General features: G+C 62.3%; 14 protein-coding genes. 9 read left to right on the top strand and 5 right to left on the bottom strand.

What is annotated here, in order from left to right; all coding sequences use genetic code 11:
• Positions 1-7: 7 nt before the first annotated feature.
• The 3 genes from ACN0TP_RS01610 to ACN0TP_RS01600 all read right to left on the bottom strand — a co-directional run bounded on the left by ACN0TP_RS01610 (position 8) and on the right by ACN0TP_RS01600 (position 1724).
• Positions 8-622, bottom strand: coding sequence for a hypothetical protein (locus ACN0TP_RS01610; protein ID WP_417215747.1), 615 nt, complete (start codon positions 620-622; stop codon positions 8-10).
• Between the two features lie 138 nt (positions 623-760).
• A complete protein-coding gene (locus ACN0TP_RS01605; protein ID WP_417215745.1) occupies positions 761-1177 on the bottom strand; it encodes an HAD family hydrolase in 417 nt (138 codons plus the stop codon).
• A 61-nt stretch (positions 1178-1238) separates the two neighbouring features.
• Positions 1239-1724: a winged helix-turn-helix transcriptional regulator gene (locus ACN0TP_RS01600; protein WP_417215742.1), complete on the bottom strand. Its 486-nt coding sequence runs from the start codon at positions 1722-1724 to the stop codon at positions 1239-1241.
• Positions 1725-1821: 97 nt separating this feature from the next.
• On the opposite strand from ACN0TP_RS01600, the gene ACN0TP_RS01595 reads away from it, so the two are divergent.
• From ACN0TP_RS01595 to ACN0TP_RS01585, 3 genes are all read left to right on the top strand, one after another.
• Positions 1822-2256: a PaaI family thioesterase gene (locus tag ACN0TP_RS01595; RefSeq protein ID WP_417215740.1), complete on the top strand. Its 435-nt coding sequence runs from the start codon at positions 1822-1824 to the stop codon at positions 2254-2256.
• Positions 2257-2269: 13 nt separating this feature from the next.
• The gene (locus tag ACN0TP_RS01590) at positions 2270-2785 is read left to right on the top strand and encodes a PaaI family thioesterase (protein WP_417215738.1); all 516 of its coding nucleotides are present in this window, start codon (positions 2270-2272) and stop codon (positions 2783-2785) included.
• 98 nt (positions 2786-2883) lie between these two features.
• Positions 2884-3744: an AraC family transcriptional regulator gene (locus ACN0TP_RS01585; protein WP_417215735.1), complete on the top strand. Its 861-nt coding sequence runs from the start codon at positions 2884-2886 to the stop codon at positions 3742-3744.
• Here the strand turns inward: ACN0TP_RS01585 and ACN0TP_RS01580 are convergent.
• Together ACN0TP_RS01580 and ACN0TP_RS01575 are read right to left on the bottom strand one after the other, a co-directional pair.
• Entirely contained in the window at positions 3698-4249 is a 552-nt protein-coding gene (locus ACN0TP_RS01580) for a VOC family protein (protein ID WP_417215732.1), read from the bottom strand. The two genes, ACN0TP_RS01585 and ACN0TP_RS01580, sit on opposite strands and share 47 nt — an antisense overlap.
• 150 nt (positions 4250-4399) lie before the next feature.
• Entirely contained in the window at positions 4400-4885 is a 486-nt protein-coding gene (locus ACN0TP_RS01575; RefSeq protein ID WP_417215729.1) for a MarR family winged helix-turn-helix transcriptional regulator, read from the bottom strand.
• 198 nt (positions 4886-5083) lie between these two features.
• Here ACN0TP_RS01575 and ACN0TP_RS01570 point away from each other — a divergent pair, with 198 nt between their 5' ends.
• From ACN0TP_RS01570 to ACN0TP_RS01545, 6 genes are all read left to right on the top strand, one after another.
• Positions 5084-6889: a CocE/NonD family hydrolase gene (locus ACN0TP_RS01570; RefSeq protein ID WP_417215728.1), complete on the top strand. Its 1806-nt coding sequence runs from the start codon at positions 5084-5086 to the stop codon at positions 6887-6889.
• Between the two features lie 43 nt (positions 6890-6932).
• Entirely contained in the window at positions 6933-8495 is a 1563-nt protein-coding gene (locus tag ACN0TP_RS01565) for an ABC transporter substrate-binding protein (RefSeq protein ID WP_417215726.1), read from the top strand.
• 38 nt (positions 8496-8533) lie between these two features.
• A complete protein-coding gene (locus tag ACN0TP_RS01560) occupies positions 8534-9475 on the top strand; it encodes an ABC transporter permease (RefSeq protein WP_417215723.1) in 942 nt (313 codons plus the stop codon).
• Between the two features lie 68 nt (positions 9476-9543).
• Positions 9544-11211, top strand: coding sequence for an ATP-binding cassette domain-containing protein (locus ACN0TP_RS01555; protein WP_417215721.1), 1668 nt, complete (start codon positions 9544-9546; stop codon positions 11209-11211).
• Positions 11208-12065, top strand: a complete 858-nt coding sequence (locus tag ACN0TP_RS01550) for an ABC transporter ATP-binding protein (protein ID WP_417215719.1) — start codon at positions 11208-11210, stop codon at positions 12063-12065. Before ACN0TP_RS01555 ends, ACN0TP_RS01550 begins: the two co-directional genes overlap by 4 nt.
• Positions 12062-12547, top strand: coding sequence for a DUF3237 domain-containing protein (locus ACN0TP_RS01545; protein WP_417215716.1), 486 nt, complete (start codon positions 12062-12064; stop codon positions 12545-12547). The genes ACN0TP_RS01550 and ACN0TP_RS01545 overlap by 4 nt, the downstream gene beginning before the upstream one ends.
• Positions 12548-12573 lie beyond the last annotated feature (26 nt).

Raw genomic sequence — 12573 nt, 5'->3', positions numbered from 1 at the left:
GGGCGGCTCATCGTTGGATCGGCACGTTCGTGAACTCGGGGACGCCCGGCATGGTCCGCAGGTCCATGGTCTTGACGTCATCTTCGGGGGCGGCGTAGACGCCCCACCAGATGACGGGCTGGTGGTTGGTGGTGTCCGTGGTGACGATCTCCGTTGACCATGACGTGGCGCCGTCGTGGATCAGGCTGTATTCCTTGAGGTTCTCGCGGTCCACCAGCTTCGGGGCGATGTAGACGGAGCCGCCCCCGGTCGCGTCGTAGATGCTCACCGGCTCGTTGTCCCCCACCGAGCTGAATTCCGGGGTGACGACCAGCTTCAGGACCATCGTCTTGCCCTCGACAACCAGTGATTGCACGCCCAGCTTGACGGAGTCCTTGGTGCCGGGCAGCGTGTACTCCTGCTGGGCGAGCACCTTGCTGGTGTCGGCGGATTCCACTCCTACGCCGGAATCTGCTCCGGAGGCCGCAGCCGGTGAGCTGCTGGCCGTTCCGGCCGAACCCGACGGGGCACCCGTGGCCGCTTCAGTTCCCTGCGGGTCCGGTGACGAGCCGCCCGAACTGCAACCAGTCAGGAGGGCAGCAGCGAGGACAACTGAAAGGATGGCTGGCCGGGCACTGGACATGGGTTCTCCTGGGGGGCTGCTGATGGATCCGTGATCCGCTTCCATCCATCAGGGTGCCACGCATTGCCGGGGGTCCGGTGGTTTGAAGCCGATTCGAGCATGGGGAGAAGTACCCATCGCATCGGCGGGCCCCCCGTGCTAGAAACCCCGTGCCCGCTCGACCAGTTCGCCCAGGATGCTGGATTCCAGCTGTTCGAGGAGCTCGGCGGGATGGGCATGCACCTGGTCCGCCCCGGCCTCCTGCAGTTCCGCGGCACCGGTCCCGCCACTGCACAGCCCGATGGTGGGCAGCGAAATCTTCGTGCACGCATGGATATCCCACACCGCATCCCCCACGAATACGGCATGTCCGGCATCGACCCAGACCGTTTCCAGGGCCGCTTCCAAGATGTCAGGCTCCGGCTTCCCCTGCTCGGCATCAGATGAACTGGTGGCCGCGGTGGTCCACGCATCCGCGTCGAGGGGCGGCGCAGGACGTCCAGCTCCGTTTGCTTCGCTGAGGACGCCAGGACGACGGCGGCGTGGGATGACTCCTTGATGTCGGCGGGATCCCACCCTACCCAGCCGGTGGTCCCGCGCGCACTGGTGCACGTCGACCGATGCGGTCAGGCCAGGTTCAGGGGGCGTGCTGCGCGGTATCGAGCCGGTGTGCGCCCGGGCCCGGTTCGGCGTGCCCGGCCTTGGGCCCGTCCAGCTCGTGGCCGGCCGCGCAGCGGACCACCGCCTGAACCGGTTCCCCGCAATCGCGGTGCGTCACGATCACGGCCGGTCCGGAGGGCGCCGTCAGGTGCCGGTCGCCCCATTGCAGCAGGCCGATGATCACCGGGTAGAGCTCCGCGGCCTGGTCGGTGAGCCGGTATTCGCTGCGCGTGCGTCGACCCAGTTCACGGTACGGCTCCACCGTGAGCAGGCCGCCCTCGACCAGTTTGCGCAGCCGGTTGGAGAGGATCGAATCGGACAGTCCGACATGGTCGCGGATCTGGTCAAAGCGCCGGACCCCGTTGAATGCCTCACGCAGGACCAGGAACGTCCATTTCTCCCCCACCAACTCCAGCGTTTTCTGGATCGAGCAGTGTGCGGTGTCGTAGTCGAGCCACTGCATGGTTTCCTCCTGTCCGGGTGGTCCGGGTGATTGACGCTCCTGGACCGGCACCCTAGGCTGACTTCAATCATAGAAGTCAGGTCGAAGGAGCTCAACCATGTCCGATGCACCAGGAGCCCCCGACGTGTCCTTGGCCGCGGCCAGCAAGTTCGTGGCCGCCTCCGGCCTGGTGGTCGACGAGGTCACCACCACCCGGGTACGCGGACACGTCGAACTCGACGCCGACCACCACACCCCCTGGGGTGTCGTCCACGGCGGCGTCTACACCACCCTGGTCGAAAGCGCCGGAAGCATCGGCGCCAGCCACGCCGTCCTCGAACGGGACGAATTCGCCGTCGGCGTCCACAACGCCACCGACTTCCTCAGGCCCGCCACCGCCGCCCAAGCCACCGTCGAAGCGCGCGCCCTGCACCAGGGCCGCACCCAGCAGCTCTGGGAGGTCATCATCACCAACGCCGGGACCGGGAAGGTGCTCGCCCGCGGCCAGTTGCGCCTGCAGAACGTCCCGCTGCCCGACACCACCACGCACTGATAGGAGCGAACACGTGACATCCCGCGAAAAGACCATCACCTGGCACGACGTCGACGAGGCACTCGCGGCGATGCCCACCCTCGCCGGCCTGGAGTACCTGCAGAAGATGGCCTCCGGCGAACTGCCCGCAGCGCCCATCGCCGCCCATATGGAGATGGACCTCATCGACGTCCAGCATGGCCTGGTGACCTTCACCTGCCAGCCCGACGATTCCCACTACAACCCCATCGGCATGGTGCATGGCGGGTTGGTCTGCACCGTGCTGGACTCCGCCTTGGGCTGCGCAACGCATTCGACGCTGCCCGCCGGGATGGGATACACCTCCATTGAAATCAAGGTGAACTACCTGCGACCGGTCACCGCGGACAGTGGCCCGCTACGCTGCACCGGCCGCGTCATCAAACCCGGTCGACGGGTCGCGTTCGCCGAGGCAGAGGTGGTGGACGCCGCGGGAAAGGTGGTCGCCACGGCCTCGGGATCGCTCCTCGTGTTCCCACTGAATGCCGGCGCACCGCCAGCCGGAGGCTGACCGGCGTCGGGACGATCGCAAGGCGATCCGCATCAGGTCAGGTCATTGAAGTGCCGCAATCCATCGACACCCGGTGGCCCGCCTGCAACGATGGCTCCATGCCCACCAGCCGCGGTCCCCTGCGCCCCTCCGGAGCGGGGAGCGTGGAACTGACCCGCCACGACCCGGCGCCACCGATGGCCGGACTCATCCGGCACTACTGGATCTCCACCTGGGACATCCCCGCGGATACCGAGCACGAGCAACGGATTCTCGCCTACCCCGCATGCAATCTGGTGGTGGAGATCGGCGGGACCACCCCGGATCCACACGGACGGCTCTTCGGACCCGTCACCGGGCTGAGCCGGCGGCGACTGGCAGGGAAGGGCAGCGCCTTCGGCGTGCTCCTCCAACCTGCCGTCGGTGCCCTGATCTCCGATGTTCCCCTGGCCGAACTCGCCGATTCCAGCCGGGCGGCAGAGTCCTTTGGCTTCACCGTTGGGCCCGACATCGCCAGCGCATTGGCAACGCAGAAGCCCGTCACACCCCAGCAGGCAGATGGCGGGCCCGTCCCCCGGCCGCAGTACCTCGAGGTCTTTGAGAACTGGCTCGCTGCCCGGCTTCCAGAGGGAGTGGACGAGGAGGGATTGCTCATCAACCGCGTCGCGGATGAGGCGGAGAACGACGGCGGCCTACTCCAGGTCAGGATGCTTGCGTCACGCTTCGGGCTCGGCGAGCGCTCCCTGCAGCGGCTGGTGCGCGACCGGCTGGGCCTCACCCCCAAATGGCTGATCCAGCGGCGTCGCCTCCAAGAGGCTGCCCACCTGTTGGCCCAGGGATCGGGGCCCGACCTGGCCCGGCTGGCATATGCGCTCGGCTATGCCGATCAGGCGCACTTCTCACGTGATTTCTCCGCGGTGACCGGGATGACTCCTACGCGGTATCTCCGCCAGCCAGGAACTGCTCCAACCACACGTTGACCCGGGCCTCCGACTCCTCCCGGGAGAGATCCTCCACCCGGGTCATGACGCTCCAGCGTCGGGCGAAGGGATCCATGATGCTCGCGAACCGATCGCCGGAGACGAAGTTCGAGGGCTGCTCGGCGATCGTGGCTCCACGTTCGACGGCCTTGGCGACGACGGCGTCCACGTCTGGCACATACACGCAGATCGAGCCGTTCACCGCGGACGGATCCTGGGGTTTGAGCCCATTGCCCGCCATCGGGTCCCCCAGCTGCAGGATGCCGCGGCCGAAGTCGAGTTCGGCATGCGAGACGGTGGGCGTCCCATCGGGCATGGGTGCACCGGGCATCCGGGACAAAACCTTGGCACCAAAGACCTCGCAATAGAAGGCAATGGCCGCGGTGGCCGGCTCCACCACGAGGAACGGTGTCAGCGAGGTATAGCCATGGGGCACTCCGTCGGTGGTGTGGTCTCCGGAAACCGGAGCTCTCAGTTCGCCCGGCGTCGTGGATTCGGTGGTCATGAGGGGTCCTTTCGGGAGTGGGGTACTCCCCCAGTGAACGTCTCACGGCCGGCCCGCGTCTTGAACAAATCCGACAACGTGCCGGGACCCGGCTGTAATGGTCCCCGGCGGGGCCGAGCTTTCTCCACCGCCCTTCGTGCCCCGGGTCCGTTAGCCCTTGTCCCCACAGAAGGCCAGTCGCTGCAACAGATCCACGAGGCTCCTTCGCTCGCCCGAGGTGAACACGTGGAGCAATTCATCAATGGTCGCACCCACCGCTTCGGCAGCTTGCGCCCGGACAACACGCCCTTCGTCAGTTGCCTGTATCCGCCGGGATCTTCTGTCTAGCGGATCCTGTCGACGCGCCACGAGCCCCTCACTCTCCAGGTCATCCAGAACGGACACCAACCGGCTCGGGTCCAGCCGGACGATGCTCGCCAGTTCGCGCTGGGTGGGACCCAATTCGGTGCAGGCGAGGGCGAGGACCGCATACGCATGGCGTTTGAGGCCATGCCCTTCCATGGTCTCCTCAATGGGAATCATGATCTCACTGCGTACGCGGGAGACGATAAAACCAAGCTCATCAGCGAGCCCGGATGCACGCAGCCAACGTTCCGCCTCCACCGGGAAATCCTCTCGTTTAGCGGCGTCGTTCAAGACACCAATTGCAAACATCCTACTGTCCGCACACATGCCAAAACCCCGCAGGCGGGTTGCATCGGCCGAACACTCTCGAGTGATGCCAAAACACATGAGTCGATACCTTAATGGCATAAAACAATCATTGCATTTCTCAATGATAGTTCAGCACAATGGTTTCACGCCGTTGTGGCCTGCGACACATAAGGAGAAGTAATGACCACCACCTCCTATGGGAAAAAATCCCCTTCACCAATAAACGACATCAGAATTCAGCTCAACGCCGTCGCGACGATGCGAGACGGCACGGAGCTTCGAGCCGACATTTACCGACCTGATGATGGCCAATCCCACCCGGTCATCGTGATGCGTCACCCGTACAGCAAGTCCCGGGAACCAATGCTGCGTGACGTGGACATTGTGAGGGTAGTGAAGAGTGGCTATGTTCTGGTCTTCCAGGACGTCCGTGGGCGATTCGCCTCCGACGGCCTGTTTGAGCCATCACTTCATGAAGAGCATGATGGGGCCGATACCGTGCGCTGGGCCGCGACGTTGCCGGGCTCCGATGGACGTGTCGGCATGTGGGGCTCATCCTACGGCGCTGAAACCCAATGGAGCGCTGCGCTCGGTGGCCCGGAACCGCTCCGTTCCATTGTCCCCATCAATCCGCCGTCGCATTCAGTTTTCAACGGATTTCTCATGCGCGGCGGCGCGCACGAATTCGGCAGCCGGCTTAATTGGGCCCACGGCTCCATCGCTTTCGAGGAACTCCGACGGAGTCACACAGGACTCGACGCCGGATCGCTGGTCAGCACATATTCGAGAACACAGAAGCGATTCGACTCACAGGAAATCTATGATCTGCGCCCATTTTCGCGCATACACGACGAAGTCCCCGGGTTCCTGGCCGACGCCAGCAAGACCTTCGGCGAGTCTGCGGAGGCACCCTGGAGGCATGTCAGCCGCACGCAGGGACGCTATGCGGATATCAAACCTGCGGCGTTTATCGTTGGCGGCTGGTTCGACTGTTTCCTGGGTTCAACACTGTCCCAATACGCAGGACTGCACGCCGCCTCAGCAGACTCCGGTGCCCAAACGCCACACCTTCTGATCGGGCCGTGGTCGCATCGCCAGTCGACCGATCGCCTCGGAGATCTGGCTTTTGGATCCCTGGCTAAAGCGACTCACGCGTGCCAAGGCGAGTCGCTAACTGGCCAGATCGTGCGGTGGTTCGACGCCACCATCAAGGATAAGGAAGAAGCACTCATCGGAGTGCCTCCAGTGAGACTCTTCATGATGGGGATCAACCAATGGCTAGGCTTCGAGGAGTTCCCGCCGCCGGCCTCCAAAGTGGAATCATGGCATTTTGGTCCGGACAATTCTCTCCTGCACACGGGTTCCATTGAACCCGGCACGACCTCTTACACATACGATCCCGAGGACCCGGCCCCCACGTTGGGGGGCGCCATCCTCCTGGCCCCGGAATTCCCAGTGGGTCCCGTGGCCCAAAACGAACTGTACGAGCGCGACGACGTCATCTCATTCACCAGCGAACCGCTGGCAAGTGCGCTGCATGTTCTGGGGACCGTCACCGTAAACCTGCATGCCGCCTCGGATGCGGTCGATACCGACTTCGTCGCGTCCCTCTGCGATGTCCACCCGGACGGCAGCTCGATCCTCATAGCCAACGGCATCGTCCGCGTCTCCGAACGGGATAGCTTCACCATCGATGGCGTTTACCTCCCTGGACGCCGGAAGCCGGCCGAGCCGGGCGAGGATCTTGAATTGCACATCGGGCTTCTCGCCACAGCCCATGCCTTCCTTGCTGGCCACCGCCTGCGGGTCGACATCACCTCCAGCAGTTTCCCCCGGTGGGACGCGAACCCGAACACCGGAGGGACGATCTACGACAGCGACACCAGCAAAGTCGCCCGACAAACCGTCAAGTTCGGCAAATTACACCCGAGCCGAATCGAGCTACCCGTCGTATCCGCGAACAGCGTACGCGCCGCCCACATCTAACCAACCCCATCATCACCTGCCCAGGAATTCAGAGAGGAATCCCATGGCTCCCCGTCACCTTTCCCTTACCGCCGTCGCGCTTGCAGCTGCCTTATCGCTCGCCGGTTGCGCTTCTGCCGGCTCGGCCGCATCCGGGCACGACGACCTCACGTTGGCCATCTCAAGTGAACCCATCGGCCTGGACCCGGCTATCGCAGCCAATGGCAATACATCCAGCTGGTTCGTTGATCTGGCTTATCAGTCCCTGATCTCACGCGATGCGGACGGCAAGCTCGTCCCGGGTCTAGCCGAGAAATGGGAGTTCCTCGGGAAGAACTTCAAGCGACTCAAGGTCACTTTGCGCCCGGACGTGAAGTTCGCGGACGGGACACCCCTGACTTCCAAGGACGTCGCGGCCTCCATCAACTACTTCAAAAAGGGCAGCGGTCCATCGAACGTCTATTTCAAGGATCTGGACGTCCAGCCGACCTCCGACAGTGAAATGGTGATCTCGAGTCCCACCGACAATCCATTGATGCCGACCTTGCTCACCCCCAAGTTCATGGGCGGGGGAATCATCAGCCCGAAGGGTCTGGAAAACCCCAAGGCACTGAACGCAGCAACCTTCGGCGCAGGGCCCTACCAGCTGGATCCGGCTCAAACGGTCAGCGGCGACAAGTATGTCTATGTTCCCAACGAGAACTACTACGATCCCCAACAAACCAAGTACGACAAAGTCACCATCCGTGTGATTCCAAATGTCACCTCGCAGGTTCAGGCTTTGAAAACAGGCCAAGTGGATGTCATGCAGGGCGACGTTTCCATCATGTCCGAGGTGAAGGGCAACGATGAGATCGGGGTGGTCAGTAGTCCTACCTTCTGGAACGGACTCTACTTCGCTGACCGTGAGGGAAAGGTGTCGCCAGCCCTGGCCAATGAGAAGGTCCGTCAGGCATTAAATTACGCCATCGACCGCGAGGCCATCGCCAAGGCGGTCTATGGCGAATACGGAACAGCGGAATCGCAACCGATGGTCCCCGGCGACTCCAACACCGGATACGACCCCAAATTGAGCAACTACTACGAGTACAACCCGGAGAAGGCCAAGAAGCTGTTGGCGGAAGCCGGTTATGCCGACGGATTCACGTTGGGGGTCCCCTACAAGGGTCAGCAAGCACCCAGCACCAAGATGGTCCAGTCGATCGCCGCCCAGTTGAAAAAGGTAGGCGTAAAGGTCCAGCTCGAGCCGGGAGCGAACACCGGCGAATGGGTCAGCAAGCTCGTCTCGTTGAAGTATGGGGCCTTCCAGCAAGACTCCTCAGGACGTCCGTTGCTGCTGGCTTCCCAGATGGGCTGGCTGCCCGGGGGTGTACTGAATCCATTCAACGTTGATGATCCCGACATCGACAAGGCCTACAAGAAGCTTCAGGCCGCCGGAGACGATCCCGAGGGTGCCGCCGCCAAGGCCATGATGCGGGTCCTGGTTGAAAAGGCAGTGACTCTGCCGGTGGTCAAGGCCAACGAGATTTTCATCTACGACAAGACGAAGATCCAGGACCTGAAGTTCCTCGGTGAGACACCCAAGCTCTCGTACATCTATGACTGGCAACCAGTTGGGAACAAGTAACCGAGACATCGACCTCGACTCCTGAGGGGAAAAACCCAATGCTTAAGATCCTCTGGCACCGCCTGCTGGTCTCAATACCGTTGATCATCCTGGTCTCAGCAATTACATACCTGCTGCAGGCTCTGGTGCCTGGCGACCCAGCCCGTACGCTCCTCGGAGTCAACGCTTCTCAGGAGCAGTACGAACAACTACGGGTGGCCATGAACCTAGACGCTCCGTTCCTCACCCGTTACGGCGACTATCTCGGCGGGCTGTTGCACGGCGACTTGGGAGACTCGATATTCACGTCTATCCCCGTAGCCACCAGTGTGCTCCAGCGCTTGCCGGTCACCCTCGCCCTGATGGTCGGGACGGTCGTGCTTGCCGCGACCATCGGAATCGTCTTCGGCGTCATCAGCGCCACGCGGGGCCAGAGGATTAGCAAGGCCGTTGATGCCCTGTCCATGGTCGGGTTCTCTCTCCCGAATTTCTGGCTGGGCCTGGTACTGGTGTCGATCTTGGCTATCAGCCTCCCGCTTTTCCCGGCCACCGGCTACACCCGATTCGGAGATTCGCCGAGCGCCTGGCTGTTGTGCTTGATCCTGCCCTGGGCAGCGTTGGCGCTGCATGGCCTTGCTTCCATCGCCAAGGTCACCCGCGACAGCATGAAGACGACATTGGACATGGACTACATCCGTACGCTCCGGGCAGCAGGGGTCAAACGCTCATCGATCGTGTGGAGACACGCGTTGAAGAACGCGGGGATCCCGATCCTGACCATGACGGGGCTGACCATGATCCATTGCCTTTCGGGCACCGTGCTTATCGAGAATGTTTTCGCATTGCCCGGTCTCGGCACGTTGGCCGTTGGAGCCATCAATAACCATGACACCCCTGTTACGCAGGGAGTCGTCCTGACCTTTACGGTCATCGTCGTCATCATCAACTTGATCGTCGACATGGCCTACACCGTACTCAATCCGAAGGTGCGACTTTCATGAGTTCCCCACTTGCCTCCCCCAGCTCGGCGGTCCGGAAGGGGCCACGACGGAAGGGGGTACGGCGTCGTTTGGCCGTCGCCATACCCCTGGCGTTCATTGCATTGGTAAGTCTGGCCGTTATTTGCGCTGGAATTCTGGCCCCCTACGACCCACTGGCACAGAACCTTCCATCAGCGCTGTCTGGCCCTTCCGCCCAGCACCTGCTCGGAACTGATTCGCTCGGTCGCGACATCCTCAGCCGACTACTCTACGGCGGACAGCCGGCCCTACTCGGTGTTGCGATTGCCCTGATCGTCTTCGTTGTCTGCGGGGTTGCCCTCGGCTCCGTGGCAGGATATCTGGGCGGCTGGGTCGACAAGTGCGTAGGCATCATCGTGGACATGTTCATGGCGCTGCCGAACATGATCATCATCCTTGCGGTACTGGCAGTGTTCAGCCAGAGCCAAACCGCCGCGATGGTCACCCTGGGTGTGCTGGCTTCGGGCAACCTCATCCGAATCGTCCGGGGATCGGTCCTGACCTTGAAGGAGGAGCTCTATGTTTCTGCCGCTGTGGTTTCGGGCCTCGGGGATATGCGTATCATCGCCCGCCACATCCTGCCCGGAGTTGTAGGCCCGGTTTTGGTCCAGCTTTCAATTTTCAGTGGAGTTGCCCTCTCCGTGCAAACGGGCCTGGGGTTCTTGGGGGTAGCCAGCAAGCCGCCCGCTCCCAGTTGGGGTTCGATGGTCGGAGAAGCTGCTGAAGTGATGTCGGCCCATGGCTTCTTCCTCGCCGTCACCGGTGGAGTCATCGCCCTGCTGACCTTTGCCTTTGGTTTTCTCGGTGATGGCCTTCGTGACCTATCTTCTGAAAGCAAGAAGCAGCCAGCTGCCCCTCTCTACCCAAAACGTCCGATTGACCGACGCAGCAATGTCTCCCTTCCCTCATCCGATCAGGGCGCCCGTCTGGCCGTGCATGATTACTCGGTCGGTTTCCGAACCGACGGAGGCATCGAGCCAACCGTGAAGCAGCTGAACTGGAGCATCCAGGCGGGCGAAATCCTCGGCCTCGTGGGCGAGTCTGGAAGTGGAAAGACCGTGACGGCGCTCAGCCTGCTCGGCCTGCTGCCTGCCAACGGGGAGGTCACCTCCGGCTGCGCATTCCTTGATGGGCGCGAAATTTCCTCGTTGACCGAGTCGGAATACGAAGAGATCCGCGGGAGCGAGATCGGGTTGGTCTCCCAGGAACCAATGGTTGCCCTCGATCCTGCATTCACCATAAGCAGCCAACTGACCGAGGTCCTCCGGCTGCATCACCGTGGCACTCGCCGCGACCTGAATGGGCGTGCCCTCGAACTGTTGCGGCAGGTGCAGCTGCCCGACCCCGGGCGCCTCCTTCGGAAGTATCCACACGAGCTCTCAGGAGGCATGATCCAACGCGTCGTCATTGCCATTGCACTAGCCGGCTCTCCCAAACTGCTCATTGCCGACGAACCGACCACAGCCCTCGATGTCACCGTCCAAGCAGAGATCCTGGATCTGCTGCGTGATCTGAGGGATCAAACCGGCATGTCGATCATCCTCGTCACGCACGACCTCGGCGTCGTCGCCGACCTCTGCGACCGCATCCTGATCATGTCGCAAGGAGAGGTCGTGGAGCAGGGTCTGCCGGACGATATCTTCTACCGTCCTGCGCAGGAATACACACAGAAACTGATCGCCGCCACGCCCAGCCTGGCAAAGGAGTTGCAGTCGTGAACAAGAAACTGCTTGAGGTCAACTCGCTGGCTGTTGAATACCGCAAACCCGGATTCAAAAGTCGTCCGCTCCGCGTCATCCAAGATGTCAGCTTCGACCTTCACGAAGGCGAAACCCTGGCGTTGGTCGGCGAGTCCGGATCCGGCAAGTCGACGATTGGAAAGGCAATTCTCGGTCTCACTCCTTCCAAAGGGGGTTCGATCAAGTTCCGAGAACAAGAGATCAGCGCACTCGGCCGTCGTGAACGCCGGACACTGGCAAACCAAATGCAGGTGATTTTCCAGAACCCTTACGGCTCGCTGAACCCAGCATTGTCCATCGGCCAGATCCTAGCGGAGCCGCTCACGGCCTCCGGCGCCTATACTCGCGCAACCGCCAGCGCCCGCATCGCCGAATTGCTGGAACGGGTGAAGATGCCGACCGATACTGTCGGGCGATATCCCGGGAACTTCTCGGGCGGCCAGCGCCAGCGGATCGCCATCGCACGCGCGTTGGCGCTTGATCCGGCCCTTGTCATCTGTGACGAGCCAACCAGCGCCCTCGACGTATCCACCCAGGCCGCCGTGCTGGAGCTCCTCGGCGAGATCCAGTCACAAACGAATGTCGCCTACTTGTTCATCACGCACGATCTCGCCGTCGTGCGGGAATTTGCAGATCGAGCGATTGTCCTCGAGCAAGGACGGATCGTCGAGGAGGGCGAAAGTCGCAGGATCTGCGACGCTCCTCAACATCCATACACACAACGGCTCATTGCCGCCGCCCCGGTTCCAGATCCACGAATACAGCGCGAACGACGCGAACAGCGGCGAAGCGCGAAACTACACCCCGAAGCAGTCCAGGAGGCATCTCTATGACATCAAATTCAAACGGACCACGTGTGGCTGTGGCACCGAGACTCGAGTTCCTGGCAACCCTGAGAATCGAGGTTGCCCCTGCCGTGGAGGTCGGCCCCACCCCAGAGGGGGCGCGGCGGATCATCCCAATAGTCGGGGGCTCCGTCGAGGGGCCGGAATTGCGGGGAACCGTCCTCCCGGCAGGAGCCGACTTCCAAATACTCAGATCGGACACACTCACCGAGCTGCAGGCGGAATACGCCATCGAGACCGACGACGGTCAACGCATCTACGTTTCGAACTACGGTTTGCGCACCGGTTCGGCCGAGGACATTGCCCGGCTCGTACGTCAAGAACCGGTCGACCCGGAACGAATCTATTTTCGCTGCACACCGCGCATGCGCGCTCAGGGAAAGTGGGGCTGGCTATCATCGCGCATTCTGGTGGGGCGCGGTGAGCGGGCACCAGGATCAGTGTTGTTGGATTTCTTCGTGGTCGAATAGGCCGGGCGAATTCGCTCGCCAGATCA

The organism is Arthrobacter sp., from assembly GCF_048266065.1.
Taxonomy (GTDB): Bacteria; Actinomycetota; Actinomycetes; order Actinomycetales; family Micrococcaceae; genus Arthrobacter_H.
Note: the sequence above shows the minus strand (reverse complement) of the source record. Positions and strands in the feature narration are given on the sequence as shown.